Below are 19,129 nucleotides of genomic sequence, written 5' to 3' on the forward strand. Positions count from 1 at the left end.
CACGCGCTTCGTTGAGCCGATTTTAAACGAACGAGATGCCTCGGCTGCGCTCGGCATGACGTTCTGAATTAATTCAGCTAAAACCAACCACCATGAGCAAAGACAAGGACTTCTTCTGGCCCAGCTACGTGGACCTCATGACGGCCTTGTTTCTAACCATGCTCGTGCTGTTCGTGCTCAGCTACAAGCTGTTCAAAGACAAGCAGCGCGACAACGACAAGCTTATCTACGACCTGAAGGTGCAGGTGCAGGAAAAGCGCAAGCTCGACGAAATCAAGGCCGCCCTCAAGCGTCTTGAGAGTAATTACTTTGAGTACAACGCCACCTACAAGCGCTACGAGTTGAAATTCCCGGTCACCTTCGCGCCCAAGAGCGACGTACTTCCCGCCAACGCTGAAGCCCCGCTCATCAAAGCCGGTCGTTTCCTGCTGAACGAGATGAAGTCGATAAAAAACGACGACAACGTGCAGTACCTCATTGTGGTGGAGGGCCGCGCCGCCAAAGACCTGCGCTTCCCCGCCACCGACCCGCGCAACCTCGACGGCCCCGCCGTGCGCCAGCTCAGCTACAGCCGCGCCCTGAGTGTGATTCGACTCTGGGAGCAAGCTGGGCTGCGCTTTCCCGCCAACCTGGAAGTGGTGGCGGCGGGCAGCGGCTTCCGCGGCGCCGGCCGCTATACCGGTAGCCAGGAGGCGCTTAACAAGCGCTTTATCATTCAGATTCAGCCCAAAATTGGGTCAATAGGGAAGTAGATAGAAGTAGGTGCTAAACGGGTGAGCCTAACACTGTGGCCCTGTTAATCTTCGATGGAGGTAGTGCGGGCCCCAGAAATAGTTAGGCTAAGCGCGCCGCTTACGGCTTTTATATTAGGGTAAAATAATATTTAATTAAACTAGTAGAGTGAGGCAACTTGGTGTTTACTTTCCGCATCTGCTGGAAACCTCACCTTAGCTGCCTCATCATGTCAAATACCACTAAACGTCTTCGTTGGGCGGCCCTTGTTACGGGGCTGGCTCTGTTGGGCTCGGTCGTTGCGGCCCCTTTTGCCGAAATGTACGTGATGCCCAAGCTGGTTGTGCCTTACCAAGCCGCGGAAACGGCCCGTAATATCCTGGCACATAAGACGCTGTTTACCGCAGGTGTCTTTGCCTATTTTCTCACCTTTCTGTTCGATGTGGTGCTGGCGTGGTCGCTGTATCACTTAATGAAGCCTGTCAACAAGCCGCTGGCTCAGCTGACGGCCGGCTTCCGGCTGGTGTATGCTGTGGTGGCGCTAGTTGCCCTCAACAACCTGGTGACGGCCTTGCGGCTTGTGACAACGCCCGAGTATGCCACCCTGCTTTCGCCCGAGCAAGCCCAGGATTTGGCCATGGTTTACCTCCGGGCTTTCAAGAACCACTGGTATTTTGGCCTGCTGCACTTTGGCATCCACCTGGTGCTGTTGGGGTATCTGGTGTTTAAATCGACGTACATTCCTCGCCTGCTAGGGGTGGCAGTAGCCATTACAGGAATCGGTTATTTGCTCACAAGCCTCCGCCCGTATCTCGCCCCCGACCTAAACTTCGATTTCGCCATGGTCACGTTTTATGGAGAATTGCTTTTTATGGGCTGGTTACTCATCCGGGGTCAGCGCATTCAGGCCCCGCTCCGAGTGAAACACAGGGCCGACAGGGCGCTGACAGCCGTTTAGCAGCGGACTGGAGCGGGGGTGTGGTGCCTGCGCTTAGTATTCGCATTAGGCTTATTGAAAGGATTTACCACTCCTCTGAGTGGCCGCTATTTGCTCCGTGCTAGTGCACATGGTCTGCTGTATTGTGGAAGCTTAAAGGCGCAGGGCACAAAAAAAGCCCCGGCACCTTGCAGGTGCCGGGGCTTATCACTTCTATTCGCAGGCTGGAATTAGTAGCGGCGGTTCACGCAGTTCAGGTCCTCGAAGGCTTCTTTCAGGCGCGCTACGAAGGTTTCTTCGCCTTTGCGCAGCCACACGCGGGGGTCGTAGTACTTCTTGTTGGGCGAGTCGGCGCCGGTGGGGTTGCCGATTTGGCCCTGCAGGAAACCCTCGTTCTTCACGTAGTTGTCCTTGATGCCCTGCCAGAAGGCCCACTGCAGGTCGGTGTCGAGGTTCATCTTGATGGCGCCGTAGCTGATGGCCTCGCGGATTTCCTCGCGGCTCGAGCCCGAACCGCCGTGGAACACGAAGCTGATGGGCAGTTGCTCCTCGATGTTGTGCTTCTGGCGCAGGAACTCCTGCGAGTTGTGCAGAATCTTGGGTTGCAACTTCACGTTGCCGGGCTTGTACACGCCGTGCACGTTGCCGAAGGCCGCCGCGATGGTGAAACGCGGGCTGATTTGGCTCAGTTGCTCGTAGGCGTAGGCCACTTCCTCGGGCTGGGTGTAGAGCTTGGAGGAGTCCACGTCGGAGTTGTCCACGCCGTCTTCCTCGCCGCCGGTCACGCCGAGTTCAATCTCCAGCGTCATGCCGATTTTGGCCATGCGCTCGAGGTAGCGCTTGCAGATTTCGATGTTCTCCTCAATCGGCTCTTCCGACAAGTCGAGCATGTGCGAACTGTAGAGGGGCTGGCCGTGCTGCTGGTAGTACTTCTCGCCGGCGTCGAGCAGGCCGTCAATCCAGGGCAGGAGCTTTTTGGCGGCGTGGTCGGTGTGCAGCACCACGGGCACGTCGTAGAGGCCGGCCATGAGGTGCACGTGGTGAGCGCCCGAAATGGCCCCGGCGATGCTGGCCTGCTGCTTGTCGTTGGGCAAGGACTTGCCGGCATAGAACTGCGCGCCGCCGTTCGAGAACTGAATCATCACCGGCGAGTTCACCGCCTTGGCGGATTCGAGCACGCCGTTCACGGTGTTGGTGCCGGTCACGTTCACGGCCGGGAGGGCGTAGGCGTTGGCCTTGGCGTGTTGGAAAAGCGCCTGCACTTCGTCGCCGTGCAGCACGCCGGCGCGCAGGCCGGTAAGGGTTTGGTCAGCCATAAAAATGGAATGTGCGGCCAGGCCGCGGTGGGAAGTGAAAGCAGTAGAACGAGCGGGCCGCACCAGCGGCGGCTCCGGCAGCGAAAGTACGCCTGCCGCCGCCTAACCTGAAAGACCCCACCGCCCGGAGTTGGCTGGCCGCCTCGCGCATTGCCAAAAAAAGAGGCTGGCCGTTGCAGCGGCCAGCCTCCGGGGCTTCATCTTCACGTTCCGGACCCAAGCGTTATTCCGCTGTCATGAGCTTGCGCTGGCGGTACACGCCGTGGCGGGTGGTTACTTCGAGTTGGTAGGTATAGTCACCGGCCGAAAGGCCCATGCCGTCGAGGTTGAGCTTGATGCTTTGGGCGCCGGCACTGCGGCCTTTGCGCACCACGCCGGCCATTTTGCGGCCCATCAGGTCGAAAAGGTCGAGGCGCACGTCGGCGTTGGTGTTCAGCGTGAACGGCACAGTGGTTTCGCTCACGAAGGGGTTGGGGTAGTTCTGGCCGAGGGTGAACTGCCCGCCGGTTTCGCGGTCGTGGTGTTGCGGACTGGGGGTAACCTCCGGCGAAACGGCGCAGCCACTGCCGATGAGGTCAAAAGCTAGAAATGAGGTGCGGTTGGAGTCGGACATACACCGGGCAAGTAAATGGCAAAAAACAGAACAAGAACCGGTAGACTTCGCAGCGAAATTACTTAAAAGCCCTCCTGGAAGCAAATATCAGCATCCCTTGGCAAGGCTCAGACCAATAATCGATGACTTGGTTTAATGCCCCGTTGAAATAGCCAGTTTGGCCTTTAAAATGTAGGACGCAAGCCCTCATTGGGCGGTCCGGGCCTTCCCGTCACTGCAGCCGGCCATCCCCACGTCGCGGCAACGCCGAATTCGCCAGCAGCTCAGGCGGCCGACGTAGCGGCTGGCCGCCTGAGCTGCCTACAGGCGCTTGAGGCCGGCCGTGGCCGCCGCATCGCCGGGCCGAATGAGCAGGGCCTTGGTATAGAGGGCGCGGGCCTCGGCCTTCTTGCCAAGGTTGAGGTAAGCCCAGGCCAGCGAGATGGTAGAATCGTAGTCGAAAGGGTAGAGGTTGACCACGCGCTCGAAGTAGCGAGCGGCCTGGGCGTAGCTTTTGCGGTTGAGGTAGATGACGCCGGCCCAGTAGTTGGCCTGGGTGTTTTGCGCGTCAATTTTGAGGATGTCCTGGTACAGGTTCAGCATTTTCTCCACCTGCCCCAGAGCGTTCAGCGGCTTCACCAGGCCAAACTTGGGCTCCACGGCATAGGGGCGCTGCTCCACGGCCTTCTGGTAATGGGCGGCCGAGGCGGTGTAGTTTTTGGCCAGGAAGTAGAGCCAGCCCAGGCGCAGGTTCTGCTCGTAGGTGCCGGTGTAGATGGCCTTGATGGGCGCAATGGCGTCGGCGTAGTCGGCCTTGGCTTCGGCGGCGTAGCTGCTGGCAAAAGCCGTAGCCTGGTCGGCCTGGGCCCAGGCCACGGCCGGGGCGGCGCACACCAGCGCGGCGGAAAAGGTCAGCTTTACCAGGTCCATGCAAGGGCGGTGCTTAAGGAATAGAGGGAATACGTCCGGCCGTCGATGCCGTCGCGGCGCTGCTCGGCGCCGTAGCTCAGGCGCAACAGCAGCGGCCGGGACAGCAAAATAAGCAAGCTGGCGCTGCCGCGCTGCCGCAGGGCGTCGAAAAGGTTGTAGACGTAGGTGCCGTCGAGCTCGGCCAGCACCGGCACCTGGCCCAGCCCGCCGTAGGCTTCGGCCCACACGCGGCGGTGCAGGCGGCCGCCCACGCCCAGCACGCCGTTGGGGAAGCTGCGTCCGCCCGAGCGCACCACGCTGGCCCGCCCGAAGCCGTAGAGGCGCAGGTTGCCGAGGGGGTACACGGTCAGGCGCAGGTCGGCCTGTTGGCGGGCCGTGTCGGTGAGGGTGCCGAAATAGTAACCGGCTTGGGCCGTCCAGTAGGGGCGGGCGTAGGCCAGGGCGGCGTAGCCCAAGTGGTCGGGGGTGGTGCGCGGGCGGCCGAAGTCGCTGGCGAGGCTGTGGTAGGCCAGCAGGGCGCGCCAGCGTGGTGCCAGCTGCACTTGCAGCAGGGCGTGGTATTGGTTTTGGCGCACGGCGTAGCGCTCGCCGAAGCGGGGGCGGCGCGGGTCGGGCAAGTCGATGTCCTGCCCGAAATGGCTCACGTTTTGGGTCAGGGTGAGGCGCGGGCTGAGGCGGCTGCTCACCCCCAGACGCACGAAGCCCGCGCCGCCGCGGTGGATGTTCTCGGTCTGCTGGCCGCTGGCTTCCAGTTCCACGCGCGCCACGGGGCGGAAGCCCATCAGGTGCAGGGGGCGGCGCAAGGAGTCGGGCAGGTTGCGGGCCAGCAGGGCGGCGGGGCCGGGCTGGTTCAGCTCCAGGTAGGCCAGGGTGAGGCCGTAGCGGGCGATGGTGTCGAGCGGATTTTCGCGCAGGGCGCGGCCGTAGTGCCGCAGGGCCAGGGCAGGCTGGTCGAGGGCCAGGGCGGCCTGGCCGAGGCGGCGGCGCAGGGCGGGGTAGTCGAGGCCAAGTCGCAGCTGGGCCCGGCCCACCGAGTCGAGCTCGGCCCAGCGGTACTGGCCGGCCAGCGCGTGAATGAGGCTGTCGGTGGCTTGGAAGTCGGGCTGTTGGGCGCGCGCCTGTAGGCCAAGCCCCAACATCAACCATCCCAGCAGGCAGAGAATGCGTGTTTTCATGCGCCGACCAGGGAACAGGTGAGGTTGATTTCCTGCCCCGCCCGCTGCACGCGCAGCGCGGCCAAATGGCCGTCAGCAAAGGTCAGCTCCGCTGTTTGCGTTGCGCGCTCCCGGCCGAAATAGCCCACCGCCGCGCGGCTGCGCAGGCGCACCGGGCGGCCGGGCCAGGCGGCATCGGCATCGGGCACGGCTTCGAGGGCGAACGTGGGCTTGAGGAAACGGTAGAAGGGCGCCAGCAAGTCCTGCGCCCAGGCCAAGGCCGGGTTGCGTACCACCGACAGCGGAAAAGCATCGCGGGTAATTTGGCCCGGCAAGCTCACCAGCGGCACCCGGTAAGCAGCCTGATAGAAGAAGTAAAGCCACGAGTCTTCCGAACCATAGAACGCCGTGAAGTAGAACACCGACGCATCGCCCGCGAAATAGGCCACGGCCCCGGTGGTCTGGCAGCGCAAATAGGTCAGGTTGTAGGCGTCGGTGAAAACCTCCCAGCGCTGGGCCGGGGCAGTGGGCGCGTCGGCATTGCGCACGTCCAGCGCATAGCCGGGTGGCAGGCGCAGGGCCTGGCTCAGGGTGCGGTTGATGGCGGGCGGGCTCACAAGGTCGCCCGCATTGGGCACGGCGAAGTGGCGGAGCTGCGGCGTCCTGGGTATCGCCGCTGAAGGCTTGGTCGTATTGGACAATGCTGCCAGCGCCTTGGAAGCGCCTCCCGGTGCTTTGTAAACGTTATCAGTCGTACCAAATGGGTTCAGCACAGGCAGCAAATCCGGCTTGGTAGCTGCTTCCGCGACGAAGTAGGCCAGTGGGTATGCCACCGTTCTGGAGCCTACATAAGGCGTGGCCTGCACCTGGAAGTGCAGGTGCGGCTCCGGCGAGCGGCCCGAGTTGCCGCAGGTGCCCACGATGTCGCCACGCCGCACGTAGTCGCCGGGTTTTACGGGCACAGAGTGAGCCCGCAGGTGCGAGAGCTGGGAATACAGGCCGGGTGCGTGGCGCAGTACCACGGTGTTGCCCCAGTTCTCGCGCAGGTTTACTTCGCCGATGGGATTGTCTTCGATGTGTTGAATGACTTCTTCCACCACGCCGTCGGCGGGGGCCAGCACGGGCTTGTTGTAGGCGTAGTAGTCGCTCAGGGCGAAGCCCGCACCGTGGTAGGTGTGGCCGTCGGCGTCGGCAATGGCGAAGTCCAGGGCCTGGCCCCAGTCGCCGAGGTGGGTGGGACCGCCGCTAGTGTAGCCCTGCGTGCAGGCCCATTGCCCCAGAAAGGGGAGGGTGAAAGCCACCGCGCCCTGGTGGGCCAGGCGCACACGGTCGGTGGCGTAGGCGTAGAGGTTGCGCTCGGGCGAGTAGCGCTGCACGGGCGTGAGCACCAGCCCCGCACCCGGCCGCTCGCGCAGCAGCAACACGTATAGAAACAGCAGCGCCGTGACGCAGTAGGGCAACGATAAGGCCGGCAGCCCGAGCTTCGTGAGCACCGCCGTGGCGGCGGCCAGCGCCACCACCGTCACGGGCACGCTCAGCAGGGCCCAGCCGTAGCTGGCCGCCGAGGGGATGACGAACACGCCGCCCACCGCCACGGCCGCCACCACGTAGTTGGCCCCCAGGTTGTATTCCAGCGGCCCGCTACCGGCCGGCCCCGTCAGCCACAGCACCCCATACGCCCCCAAAAAGCCCAGTACCGACAGCGAAAACGCAATGCGCGAATGCCACAGCAGCCCCGCCGCCACCAGCAGCCCGGCCAAGGCATTGTCCTGAAACAGCACCGAGCCCAGCGCCCGCAGGTAGGTAGCCAACAACGGCGGCCAGGGCCAGTCGGCGGCCCACTGCGCCACGGCCACCAGCCGCGGCCCGCCCAGCGCGTAGGCCTCGTTCAGCCAGTAGATGTTGGCTTCGGCGGGCGGCAGGTGCAGCAGCGGGGCGCTGCCCATCATCAGCAGCCACACCGTGGCCACAAAGGGCAGGGATAGAAACGGCAGTCCGCGCCCGCCCAGCCAGCCGCCCAGCGCCACGCTTAGCAGCAGGGCCACGCCCGCGCCCACCGTCACCAGCCCCGCCAGCGCCCAGCCCGGCGCGTAAAACGAGGCCAGCGCCAGCCCCGTCAGCAGGGAGTTGAAGCTGTAAGCGCCCCGGCCGGTCCACTCCCGGTTGAAGCCCGCCGCCCGCGCGCCCGCCACTGCCAGCGCGGTGCTGGCCAGCCCCGCCGCCCCCACCAGCGGGTGGGCAAACGACACCAGCAGCAACAGCGCACCCAGCCCGCGGTGCTGCGAGAAGAACAGCATGGCGTAGCTGTGGAGGATGGTGCGGAAGTAGGAGTTCATCGTTCTGGCGGCTAACCTCACCCCCTGACCCCCTCTCCTTGGGAGAGGGGGCACCGGACATGCCTTTGGTTAGATGTTACGTATTGAGAAAAGCAGATGATAATTCGTTCTTTGTCTGCATCCTGTCGGCTGGCTCCCCCTCTCCCCAAGGAGAGGGGCAGGGGGTGAGGTTAGCCGCCAGAACGATGAAAGTTAGCCCAGCAAATGCGCTGGCACCTGCTCCAGCTGCTGCAGATACTCCAGTGTCTCGGCGGCTCTAATGACGTGGGGCTGGCCGGCTTGGTCAATGAGTACCACGTAGGGGCGCAGGTTGATGAACTGCTGCCACTGGCTCATGTTGTAGGCGCCCACTTTGTGCACCACCACGGTGTCGCCGGGTGCGAGCAGGGGCAGGGCGATGCTTTCGCGCAGCATGTCGATGTTCATGCACAGTGGGCCGTATAGCACGGTGGGCTCGGTATCGGCCGAGAACTCGCGGGTGGGGCTGATGTGATGGTCGTACCAAAAGGAAGTGAAGAGCAGGTTCACGCCGAAGTCGAGGATGGTGGCACGGCGGCCGTCGGCCAGCCGCTTGTTGGCCAGCACCGTGCCGATGAGCGAGCCCGCCTCGTCAACCAACGCGCGGCCAGCTTCGAGCACCAGCAGCGGCAGGTCGTCGGTTTTGAAGCCTGCCCCGAGCAAGGCGCCGGCCACGGCCTCGGCGTAGTCGTCGAGCGGGGGCACAGTGTCGGTAGCGGGCAGGTAGGCGCCCTTTAGCGTGTTGGTCGAGGGAAAACCGCCGCCCAGGTCGAGGTACTGAACGACGGTGTGCAGCTCTCGGGCGCAACGCTGGGCCAACGCCGCAAGCTTGGTAGCAGCCGCGCCGTAGGCCGCCGGCTGCAAAATGTAAGTGCCAATGTGGCAATGCAGCCCCACCAGCTCCAGCTGGCCTGAGGCCACGAGGCGGCTCAGCGCCTGCCAGGCCTCGCCGTTTTCCAGGTTGAAGCCGAACCGGTCCCACTGCGGCACGATGCCGGCATTGAGGTTAACGCGCAGGGCCACGCGAGGCCGGCGGGGGCGGCCAGCGGCCACGTCCAGCAGCAGGTGCAGCTCGTCGGCATTATCTAGGTGAACGACGGCATCGACCGCGCAGGCGCGCTCCAGGTCGGCCCGCCGCTTCCCCGGGCCGTTAAACAGGATGTGCGGGCCGGGCACGCCGTTCAGCAGCGCCTTTTCCAGCTCCATACCGCTCACCACCTCCGCCCAAGCGCCTTCTTGATGAAAGACCCGGCACACGGCGTTCAGGTAGTTCGTTTTGTACGACCACGCCAGTTGCACCCGCGGGTAGCGCGTGCCGAAGGCCCGCACCGCCGCCTGGTAGCTGCGCCGCAGCTGTCGCTCGCTCAGCACAAACAAGGGCGAGCCGAAGCGCGCCACCAGTTCGCCCACCGCCACCCCGTCGAGGGCCGTGACGGGACGAACTCCGGCGCGCGGCCCAAATTTGTTCAGGGCGCCGGCCGTGAGCTTGCGGAGGGTGGGGCGTTCGTAAGGGAGTTTCATGGGTGGGATAATCGGGCAGACAAGGGGGGCTGTCATCCTGAGCGTAGCGAAGGACCTTGTCACCGCCGAACAGCTTGCAGTAATTTCAATCGGCTCAGCCGTGAGAAGGTCCTTCGCTGCGCTCAGGATGACAGACGTTTTCCATTAAACCAAGCATCAAAGTTCGCCCAGCGCGGCCACTTGCTGGAAGGCGGTATGGTCGGTAATCAGGTCCCAGGCGTAGCGCACGAACATCTTGCCCACGGCGTAGCCTTCCTGCTGCATCACGGGCAGGCCCAGGGCCAGGCGCAGCAGGGCGGCGGGCTGGTTCTGGCCGGCGGCGGCCGTCAGGTATATCCAGGCCGGGAAGCGCGGGTTGATTTCCAGGATGAACAGCTCGCCCGAAGCGGCGCGCATCAGCTCCAGCTCGAAGCCGCCGCGCCACTGGGTGGCTTCGGCAAAACGGCGGGCCAGGGTCAGCAGGGCCTCGTCTTCGAGGGTGATGCCGGCCCAGGCCTTGCCCTTGTCGGTGATGGTGAGCTTGCGCATGGGCACCGCGCTCAGGCAGCGGCCGTGGCCGTCGCCCAGCCCGGCGATGTTGATTTCCTGGCCACCCACCCACTGCTGCGCGATGAGCGGCACGCCCCACTGCCCCGACAGCCGCCCAAACGCCTGCTCGGCCTGGGCCAGGGTGTGCACCACGGCGGCATCGTAGTAGCGCCCTTTCAGCACCAGGGGCCAGCCCAATGTCTCGGCCGCGGCCAGCAGCTCGCCGGCGTGGTGCAGGGCGCGGCTGGCCGGCACGGGCAGCCCGTGGGCCGTCCCGAAGGCCGGCAGGTTCAGCTTGTCGCGGGCTTCCAGTTGCGCCAGCGTGGGCAGGAAGGTGCGGATGCCCAGCGCCCGCAGCTGCGGCTCCAGCTTGATGAAGTTGTGCAGCTCGGCGTCGAAGTTGGGGATGAGCACGGCCACGTCTTCCTGCTCCCGCACGTAGCGCAGGCGCTCCAGCAGCGCCGCCGTGCCGGCCGAGGGGTAGGGCAGCTGGTAGGTGCGGTCCACCAGTTCGCGCAGGTAAATGCCCGGCTCCAGCGCCTCGTAGCTCAGCCCGATGATGCGCAGGTCGAAGTCGGCCGTTTCGCGCAGGGCGCGGATGACGGCCACGCCCGGCCCAGGGCTGTCAGTGGCGTTGAGGCCGGTCACGGCCACGGTGAGACGGGGAAGAGTAGTTGAAGCGGGCACGGGGTTAGTCTAGCAGGTTGAACTCGCGCAGCTGGGCCAGCAGGTCGTCCCAGTCCTTTTCCAGCTGGCCCGGGGCCACGTCGTAGCGCTCCAGAATGTCGGCCTTGATAGCGGCGGCATCCTGCCCGGCTTTGGCACGGGCCAGGATGTCGGCCGCCAGCGGGTTGGCCGCGAACGAGTCGCCGGTGGCGGGGTTGAAGATGAAGCCGGCCTCGCTGGTGGCAATGTTCTTTTTGAGCTTCATGAATAGGATAGCTGGGTAGAGGAGTAAATGCTCAGGATGACAGGCGATAATCAGGAGCCCAAAATCATTACGGCACCACCTCCACCCAGCCTTTAAACTTACGGCCATCGGTGTAGGTGACGAGGTAGTAGTACAAGCCGCCCGCACCCGCGCCGCCCCAGTGAAAGTCGCGGGCGTCGGACTCGTACACCTTCTGCCCCCAGCGCGAGAAAACTTTGATGCTGGCAAATTTACGGTCGCAGAAATCCACCGGCAGGCTGGGCATGGTGAAGTAGTCGTTCTGCCCGTCGCCATTGGGCGTGATGATGTTGGGCGGCAGAAAGGCCTGCTCTTGCGCCGCCGGCACCACCTCGAAGCGGATGAGGCGCTCCTGCGGCACGGGCACGCAGGGCCCGGCTTCGGCCAGCCGGAAGCGCACCAGCAGCCCGCCGTCTTCGCCGGCCGTTGCCACGGCGTCGCAGGCCGGCTCCCAGCTGAAGGTGGCGTTGGCCTGGCCCGCGCCGTTTTGGGCCGTGAACTGCATGCCCACGGCAGCCATGTCAAACCCAACGCCGGCCGCTGTCATCGTCAGCGCGTCGCGGTCGGCATCGAGGCCCGCCAGGGTGGCGGTGTAGCGCTGGCCCAGCGCCACGCGCACCACGGCCGGTGCCTGGTCCGATACCGGCAGCGGAGCGGGAGGGAAGCTGCTGGTGAGCACCGGGGCCGTATTGGGCGCCAGCGCAGCCGTGAAGGCCACCCGCACAGTGTCGTGCTTGGGCAGGCTGCAGCCGTTGTCGGCCACGATGATGTCGAGCAGATAAACCTTGCCCTTGGTGTCGGTGCAGTCGGGGAAGCAGAGCGTGGCCGTCAGGGTATCGGCGGCGGTGCGCACCGTGCCGCTGGTGCTGGTGGTGAAGGCCACGGCGGGTGTGGTGAAGTTCACCGGCCGGGCGCTCATGGTCAGCACCGAGTTGGGGTCGGGGTCGGTGTAGCGGATGGTGAGGCAGCGGTTGCCGCCGGGCAGCAGGCGCAGCGTGTCGCGGCCGGGGCGGTAAGCCACCGTGCTGCCGGCGGCCCGCACGGTGGCTTTGGGTGCCACGTTGGTGGGGCAAGCCAACACGTAAAGCTGGAAGTCGCGCCGCGTCTCGCCAATTTTCACGCCCCGGCGGTACTCCGAGCAGCGCACCCCAAACACAAACAAGCCCAGGTCGCGGGGCCGTACCGTGAGGCGGCCGGTGTGTGCGTCGATGCCCAGGGCCGGCGAACCCGGTATCTGGTTGGCGGTGCCCAGGCCGGCATTCCAGCTGACGGTGGAGTAGGGGGCGCCCAGGGGCGTAGGTGCGGTGTTGCCCACGGCCGCGGTGGCGTGGCCGTTCAAGGGCGTCACCATGTCGTATACCAGCGAGTCACCGTCCACGTCTTGCCCACCGAAGTCGTAATAAAACAACTCATTGCGGCAGGCATAGTCGCCCAGCGGCGGGAAAATGCGGGGCGTCGAGTCGATGAAAGCCGCGCCCGAGCGGACGACGGCTGGAAATTCGAGGTAAAAGGCCTGGGCCGCGCCGCCGGGATTCACGATGTTGCTGATGCTCACGTTGCGGCAGCAGCGCTCCACGGCCACGTAGTAGCCAGCGGCGTTGGTGTAGGTGGCGGCGTCGAGGGTAATGTCCTTGGTGTACACCAGCTTGCGGGTGCTCAGCGAGCCCGACGAGCAGGCCGGGTTGGTGTACTGCACGAAGGTGTTGCTGGTGAGCGGCAGCGTCACGAGAGTGATACGCTGGTTAGTGCCCTTGGCAAAAATGCCCGCTACCAGGGACTGGTCGAGGGCGTTGGGGTCGCCGTAGATGGCATCGAAATAAAGGTTGAGCGTGAGAGCGTAGGTACTGCCGGACTTGTACTGCAAATCCAGCTCACCGCCCACAATGTGCGTGGCCGAAGCGCCCAACGGCGCCAGCAGCAGCCCCAACAACAGCCACGGAGAAAAACGCAGAGCCGTCCAGAAACACTTCATGACAGGATAGTGGTAAGTATTGATTAATAAGTAGTAAGAAGTGGTTTCAAATAATATTGTCTAAGGAATACACCGGTGGTTAATGAATAATTTCCTGAAAACCGTTCTGAATTACGCCTGCCCACCAAGGCCGGGCCCCGCTCCGAAGAGCAAGGCCCGGCTGGGTAGCGCAAAAGCGCTGGCGGCTTAGCCAGCCCCGCCCGACGAGGTGCTCGTCGAGGTGGTGGGCGTCGTGTCCGTCGTGGTGGTAGTGGTGGTCGTGGGCGTGGTGGTTTTCTTGTTTTGGCAACCACCGCTGGGGCTCACGTTGTCTTTTTCGCAGCCCGAGAAGCTGCTCATGGAGCACAGCAGCGCCGCGGCGCTGGCAATGCGAAGGATGGAACGGGTACGCATAAAAATGAAATGGGAAAAAGGGTGAAAAAATGAGCTGAAGGGAAGGCGGGGAGAGGAGGAGGTGGGTAGAAGGTTGAGGTAGGAGGGCGGTAAGGTGGGGAGAGGGCTTTCTCTGTTTATCTATCTCCCGCTCCCCTTTTTCCCATCTCACTTCCTCCCATCCTCACAAATTGCCACCCACGGGGAGGCCGCTGGGCACGCTGGTGGGCACGGTGCGGTCGTAGCTGGCGGCGGTGAGCGACTGCAGGAAGGCGATGATGTTGGCCGGGTTGGCCACGCGGGTGGGGAAAAGCGGGTCGCGCTGGCTCGGGGCCACGTGCGGGTTGGGCGAGGGGGCGGGGCCACCGCGGCCGGGGTCGTAGAAGTTGAGCACGGCCTGCAGGTTGGGCAGGGTGCCGTCGTGCATGTAGGGCGCGGTGAGGGCCACGTTGCGCAGGCTGGGCGTGCGGAAAGCGTAGGTCCCGTTCACGCCCGCGTCGGAGGCGGGGTTTTTGGGGTTGTCGGCCACGCCCAACACGTGGGTTTTGTAGTCGCTCAGCATGGGGCCGCTGTGGCACTTGGCGCAGCCGCTGGTTACGAAGTCTTGCAGCCCCTGCACCTGCTGGGCCGTGAGAGCCGAGGTCTCGCCGCGCTGGTAGCGGTCGAAGGGCGAATCCGTCGCCAGCAGCGTGCGCTCGAAACAGGCAATGGCCTTGCCGATGTTGGTGCTGTTAACCGGCGAAGCCTCCGGAAACGCCGCCGCAAACAGGGACGCATACGCCGGAATGCGCCGCAGCCGCGCCACCACCGAGTCGAGGGCCACGCCCTCGGCGTACTGGTGGCCGCGCATCTCCTCCAACGTGGCCACCGGCAGCAGCGACTGCGCCTCCAGCGACTGCGCCCGCACGTCCCAGAACATGGCGGCCGCCGTGGGGTCGCAGGAGCCGTCGGCGTGCAGGCCGTTGAAGGCGGAGTTGAGCACCGTGGGCGAGTTGCGCTTCACGAAGGGAATGTCATTCGGGGCGCGGAAGCGGCGGCTGGCGCCCAGGCCCTGGCCGTTCACGCCCACGCTCAGGTCGAGGGCGTCGGCGTAGCCGGTGGCGGGGTGGTGGCAGCTGGCGCAGCTCACGTCCTTGCCTCCCGAGAGCACGGGGTCCCAGAACAGGGCCCGGCCCAGGGCGATTTTGGCCGGGCTGCTGGGGTTGTTGGCCGGAGCGGGCGCCACCAGTGGCAGGGCCGTGAGGGCAGCCAGGTCGGCGGCGTTGGGGTCGGTGTCTTGTTTCTGGCAGGCCACCACTACCAGCAGCGCCGCGGCGGCCAGCATCGAAGCAACCCGGGGGAGTAGGGAGTAGGCCATGCGGAAGCGGGAGGGAAGCAGGGAGTTGATAAGGAGCCGGTGGACTCGTTACTTCAAATTTGCTCGCGTGTCAGAAGGTATCTCAACTACAATCGGCCAGTTGCGGAGCGGCGTCGCCCATTGGCCGGTTTTGGAAGCCAAATGCTACCGGATAGATTTCGGCCCGGCTGTTCATCAGGGCCAGCGGCCCAAACCGCCAACTGGCCGGCAAACCCGTCCGGCTGGCCGATACCTGGCGTGCCGCCGTAGGCGTGGGTAGTAGCTTGCGGCAGTTAAGAGTTAACAGTGAAGAGTTAAGAGTTGAAACATGAGCAACTCCAGATTCAACTCTTAACTCTTCACTGTTAACTCTTAACTAACACCCATGCCCTTACCGCTACTCCGTTCTGCTTCCACGCTGCTGCTGCACGCCCTGGTGTGGGGGCTGGTAACGGTGCTGCTCGTGGGGCAGCAGCCCGACTACCCCGGCCCCAAGCCCACCGAGTTCTGGCTGACGCAGGCCGTGGTATTCGTCCTATTGGTAGGCGTATTTTACCTAAACGTGCTGTGGGCCGCGCCGCGCCTGCTCTACGGCGGCAAATGGTGGGCCTACGTGGCCTTAAACGCGACACTGGTGCTGGCCGTGCTGGCCGTGCATCAGCAAGTAGAAACCCGCCTGAACGTGCCCGAGCTGGTGGCCACTGCCCGCGAGGCCGTGCTGAACCCGCCCAACCCGTGGTCGGGCCCGCGCCCGCATCCGCAACTGGGCCCCGAGGAGGGCCGCCCGTTGTTCAACAGCGGCGTGCTCCTCATCACGCTGCTGGTGCTGGGTATTGCTACCAGCCTCGCGGCCATGCAAAAAGGCCAGCGCGACGCCGAAAGCCGCCTGGAGCTGGAGCGCCGCCAGGTGGCCACCGAGCTGAGTTTGCTCAAGGCCCAGATTAACCCGCACTTCTTCTTCAACACCCTCAACAACATCTACGCCCTCACGCTGCTCGACGCCGACCAGGCCCGCGCTGCCCTGCACCGCCTCTCGCGCATGATGCGCTACGTGCTCTACGAGTCGCCCGCCGGCCACACACGCCTGAGCCAGGAAATCAGCTTCCTGCAGGACTATATCGACCTCATGCACCTGCGCCTCACTTCCAAAGTGCAGGTGCAGTTCGAGCGGCCCGACCCGCTCAGCCCCGACCCGTTCATCGCGCCCATGCTGTTTCAGCCCTTCGTGGAGAATGCCTTCAAGCACGGCGTGAGCGCCACCGCGCCCAGCCGCATCAGCATCGAGTTGCGCCAGCCCACGGCCCACACCGTGGAGCTGTGCGTGCGCAACACCGTATTTCCCGACCGGCCCGACGAGGACGACGAGCCCGGCGGCATTGGCCTGGTGAACACCCAGCGCCGCCTCGATTTGCTCTACCCCCAGCAGCACACCGTCCACGTCACGCCCCGCAACGCCTCCAACGAGTACGAAGTATGTCTCCATCTGAATCTGTAGCCCCCGCCCCGCTGGTTATCAACTGCATGGCCGTCGACGACGAGCCGCTGGCCCTGGGGCTGGTTTGCTCCTTCATCGAGCAAACGCCCTTTCTGCGCCTGGCCGGCCGCCACGAGAGCGCCGTGGCCGCCCTCAAAGCCTTGCACGAGCAGCCCGAAATTCAGCTGCTGTTTCTCGACATCAAGATGCCCGACCTCAGCGGGATGGAGCTGGCCCGCGTGCTGCAGCGCGGGCCGCGCGTCATCTTCACCACGGCCTTCAACCAATATGCTCTGGAAGGCTTCCGCGTCGATGCGCTGGACTACTTGCTCAAGCCTTTCAACTACGAGGAGTTTCTGCGCGCCGCCCTCAAGGCCAAAACCTACTTTGAGCTGAAGCAAAATCAGGCCGGCAATGCTGCGGCATCAGCGCAGCTCCCTGCGGCTCCTTCCCCGCTGCCGCAGGAAGACCACATCTACCTCAAAGTGGAGTACCAGCTGGTGCGCGTGGCCCTGGCCGACATCGTGTACGTGGAGGGCCTGAAGGACTACGTGAAGGTGCACCTGGCCAGCCAGCCGCGGCCATTGCTCTCGCTCACCAGCCTGCGCAGCATGGAAGAAAAGCTACCCGCCGGCAAGTTCCTGCGCATCCACCGCAGCTACATTGTGGGGCTGAACCACATCCAGGCCGTGGGGCGCGGCACGGTGCAGATTGCCGGCGAAACCCTGCCCGTGAGCGACGGCTACCGCGAGGCGTTCGACCAGTTTTTTAGCCGCTGGAAATAATTGCCAGCGGCGCAACGAAAAGGCGCAAAATTCACTCTGGCTTAATAAATATTCGATTATCTTGCAGTGGATATGAATGAGCTTGAGCCCAACTACTACGACACCGATGGCCGCCCCGAACCGGCCCGTGACGCCAGCGCCGACGCCGAGCGCAAGCTGAAGGTGTGGGCTGTGCTCAACGCTGTGGACCAAGGCCTGATGAACGCCGAAGAAGCCTGCACGGCCTACGGCATCAGCGCCGAGGAAATGGACGAGCACCGCGCCGGCTGGATGGACTTTGAGGCGGGCAGCCGGTAGGGGCGCTGCGGCGTTGCGGGGCGGGGGCTGGCAGGGGTGAGGTTCCACGCCCGCGTCGGGTTACCTTTGCCCGGTTAGCCTCTTTGTTCATGCAGGAAAATACCACATCCCAGCACCCGGCACTGCCCACGCTGCCCAAGTCGCCCACCGGCATCGAGGGCCTCGACGAAATCACCGAAGGCGGCTTGCCCCAGGGGCGGCCCACCCTCATCTGCGGCAGTGCGGGCTGCGGCAAAACCCTGCTGGGCGTCGAGTTCTTGGTACGCGGCATTCAGGACTACGGCGAGCCGGGCGTGCTCATGGCCTTTGAGGAAACCGGCGAGGAACTGGCCGCCAACGTGGCCTCGCTGGGCTTTGACCTAAAGGACCTGCAGGAGCGCAAGCTGCTGCGCGTCGACCACGTGCACGTTGACCGCTCCGAGATTGAGGAAACCGGCGAGTACGACCTCGAAGGACTGTTCATCCGGCTGGGCTACGCCATCGATTCCATCGGGGCCAAGCGCGTGGTGCTCGACACCATCGAGTCGCTGTTTTCGGGCTTCCCCAACCAGGCCGTGCTGCGTTCCGAAATCCGCCGCCTGTTTCGCTGGCTCAAGGACCGGGGCGTGACCACCGTCATCACCGCCGAGCGCGGCGACGGCTCCCTGACCCGGCAGGGCCTGGAAGAATACGTGTCGGACTGCGTGATTCTGCTCGACAACCGCGTTATCGACCAGATTACCACCCGGCGGCTGCGCATTGTGAAGTACCGCGGCAGCACGCACGGCACCAACGAATACCCCTACCTGATAACGGCTGACGGCATTTCGGTGCTGCCCGTCACCTCGCTCAAGCTGGAGCACACGGTGTCGAGCAACATTGTGTCGACGGGCATTCCGGCGCTCGACGACATGTTCGGCCTGCGCGGCTTTTACCAGGGCAGCAGCGTGCTCGTCACCGGCACGGCTGGCACGGCCAAAACCACCCTGGCCGCCGCTTTTGCCGATAAAATCTGCGCGGAAGGCCAGCGGTGCCTGTTTTTTGCGTTCGAAGAGTCGCCCATGCAGCTCACGCGCAACATGGCTTCGGTGGGCATCGACCTGCAGCGCCACGTAACTTCCGGGCTGCTGCGCATTGAGGCGTCGCGCCCCACGCTCAACGGCCTGGAGCAGCACCTCGTGACGCTGCACCGGCTGGTGAAGGAGTTCCAGCCCGATGCGGTGGTCATCGACCCCATCACCAACCTCATCACGGTGGGCAATATTTCGGAGGTGCGCAGTATGCTTACGCGCCTCATCGATTTCCTAAAGGTTAGCAACATCACGGCGTTTTTCACGGCTCTGATAAGCGGCCGCGGGCAGCAGCAGGAGATGACCGACGAAGGCGTGTCGTCGTTGGTCGACACCTGGATTTCGGTGCGCGACCTGGAGGGCATCGGCGAGCGCAACCGCGGGCTGAGCATCCTCAAATCGCGCGGCATGGCCCATTCCAACCAAGTGCGCGAGTTCATCGTGACCAGCCACGGCATCGAATTGCTGGACGTGGTGCTCGGCCCCACGGGCATCGTGACCGGGGCCAGCCGCCTGGCCCAGCAGCTCGAAGAGCACGCCCAGGCCCTGGCCACCCAGCAGGAAACCGAGCGCCGCGACCGGGAGCTGGAGCGCCGCCGCCGCGTGCTCGAAGCCAACATCGCCAACCTGCGCACCGAGTTCGAGAGCGTGGAAGAAGAGCTGCGCCAGATGACCTCCGACGAGCAAACCCGCCAGCAGGCCCTGGCCACCGGCAAGCAGCGCATGGCCGCGGCCCACCACCTGCCCGCCACGCCCGGCGCGCCCGCCACCGGCGAGAGCGGCCAGTAACTTATAGCCACCGAGCGGCCCCAGACGCTCGCCACCCATTCC

Annotated in this window: 17 protein-coding genes; 6 read left to right on the forward strand and 11 right to left on the reverse strand. The window is 64.5% G+C overall.

The features are described 5' to 3' along the window. Positions 1–92 precede the first annotated feature (92 nt). On the forward strand, positions 93–752 hold the full coding sequence (locus I2I01_RS09605) for a hypothetical protein (protein ID WP_196286226.1): 660 nt from the start codon (positions 93–95) through the stop codon (positions 750–752). Between the two features lie 209 nt (positions 753–961). After that, positions 962–1,690 (forward strand): DUF4386 domain-containing protein, encoded by a 729-nt coding sequence (locus I2I01_RS09610; RefSeq protein ID WP_196286227.1) that lies wholly within the window; start codon positions 962–964, stop codon positions 1,688–1,690. Positions 1,691–1,899: 209 nt separating this feature from the next. Here the strand turns inward: I2I01_RS09610 and fbaA are convergent, their stop codons facing one another. The 11 genes from fbaA to I2I01_RS09665 all read right to left on the reverse strand — a co-directional run bounded on the left by fbaA (position 1,900) and on the right by I2I01_RS09665 (position 14,714). After that, complete coding sequence (gene fbaA / locus I2I01_RS09615; protein WP_196286228.1) at positions 1,900–2,985, reverse strand: class II fructose-bisphosphate aldolase; 1,086 nt, start codon at positions 2,983–2,985, stop codon at positions 1,900–1,902. Positions 2,986–3,208: 223 nt separating this feature from the next. Next, complete coding sequence (locus I2I01_RS09620) at positions 3,209–3,598, reverse strand: T9SS type A sorting domain-containing protein (protein ID WP_196286229.1); 390 nt, start codon at positions 3,596–3,598, stop codon at positions 3,209–3,211. Positions 3,599–3,898: 300 nt separating this feature from the next. Then, positions 3,899–4,507, reverse strand: a complete 609-nt coding sequence (locus I2I01_RS09625; RefSeq protein ID WP_196286230.1) for a tetratricopeptide repeat protein — start codon at positions 4,505–4,507, stop codon at positions 3,899–3,901. Next, a complete protein-coding gene (locus I2I01_RS23405; RefSeq protein WP_196286231.1) occupies positions 4,495–5,682 on the reverse strand; it encodes a hypothetical protein in 1,188 nt (395 codons plus the stop codon). The genes I2I01_RS09625 and I2I01_RS23405 overlap by 13 nt, the downstream gene beginning before the upstream one ends. After that, a complete protein-coding gene (locus I2I01_RS09635; protein WP_196286232.1) occupies positions 5,679–7,997 on the reverse strand; it encodes an urea transporter in 2,319 nt (772 codons plus the stop codon). The genes I2I01_RS23405 and I2I01_RS09635 overlap by 4 nt, the downstream gene beginning before the upstream one ends. Before the next feature lie 192 nt (positions 7,998–8,189). Further along, a complete protein-coding gene (locus I2I01_RS09640) occupies positions 8,190–9,536 on the reverse strand; it encodes a type III PLP-dependent enzyme domain-containing protein (RefSeq protein WP_196286233.1) in 1,347 nt (448 codons plus the stop codon). A 156-nt stretch (positions 9,537–9,692) separates the two neighbouring features. Next, entirely contained in the window at positions 9,693–10,751 is a 1,059-nt protein-coding gene (locus I2I01_RS23550) for an ATP-grasp domain-containing protein (protein ID WP_196286234.1), read from the reverse strand. A gap of 4 nt (positions 10,752–10,755) precedes the next feature. Beyond that, on the reverse strand, positions 10,756–10,995 hold the full coding sequence (locus I2I01_RS09650; RefSeq protein ID WP_196286235.1) for an HPr-rel-A system PqqD family peptide chaperone: 240 nt from the start codon (positions 10,993–10,995) through the stop codon (positions 10,756–10,758). A 67-nt stretch (positions 10,996–11,062) separates the two neighbouring features. Continuing rightward, a complete protein-coding gene (locus tag I2I01_RS09655) occupies positions 11,063–12,985 on the reverse strand; it encodes a T9SS type B sorting domain-containing protein (RefSeq protein ID WP_196286236.1) in 1,923 nt (640 codons plus the stop codon). Between the two features lie 186 nt (positions 12,986–13,171). Further along, positions 13,172–13,378, reverse strand: a complete 207-nt coding sequence (locus I2I01_RS09660) for a hypothetical protein (protein WP_196286237.1) — start codon at positions 13,376–13,378, stop codon at positions 13,172–13,174. A 163-nt stretch (positions 13,379–13,541) separates the two neighbouring features. Further along, positions 13,542–14,714, reverse strand: coding sequence for a cytochrome-c peroxidase (locus tag I2I01_RS09665; protein WP_211537888.1), 1,173 nt, complete (start codon positions 14,712–14,714; stop codon positions 13,542–13,544). A 364-nt stretch (positions 14,715–15,078) separates the two neighbouring features. Between I2I01_RS09665 and I2I01_RS09670 the strand changes: the two genes are divergently transcribed. From I2I01_RS09670 to kaiC, 4 genes are all read left to right on the forward strand, one after another. Further along, positions 15,079–16,188: a sensor histidine kinase gene (locus I2I01_RS09670; RefSeq protein WP_196286238.1), complete on the forward strand. Its 1,110-nt coding sequence runs from the start codon at positions 15,079–15,081 to the stop codon at positions 16,186–16,188. Beyond that, entirely contained in the window at positions 16,167–16,952 is a 786-nt protein-coding gene (locus tag I2I01_RS09675; protein ID WP_211537889.1) for a LytR/AlgR family response regulator transcription factor, read from the forward strand. The genes I2I01_RS09670 and I2I01_RS09675 overlap by 22 nt, the downstream gene beginning before the upstream one ends. A gap of 72 nt (positions 16,953–17,024) precedes the next feature. Beyond that, on the forward strand, positions 17,025–17,249 hold the full coding sequence (locus I2I01_RS09680) for a DUF1153 domain-containing protein (RefSeq protein ID WP_196286239.1): 225 nt from the start codon (positions 17,025–17,027) through the stop codon (positions 17,247–17,249). A gap of 89 nt (positions 17,250–17,338) precedes the next feature. Next, on the forward strand, positions 17,339–19,087 hold the full coding sequence (kaiC, locus tag I2I01_RS09685; protein WP_196286240.1) for a circadian clock protein KaiC: 1,749 nt from the start codon (positions 17,339–17,341) through the stop codon (positions 19,085–19,087). The last annotated feature ends 42 nt before the right edge of the window (positions 19,088–19,129 follow it).

The organism is Hymenobacter properus, assembly GCF_015694735.1.
In the GTDB taxonomy this organism is placed as follows: Bacteria; Bacteroidota; Bacteroidia; order Cytophagales; family Hymenobacteraceae; genus Hymenobacter; species Hymenobacter properus.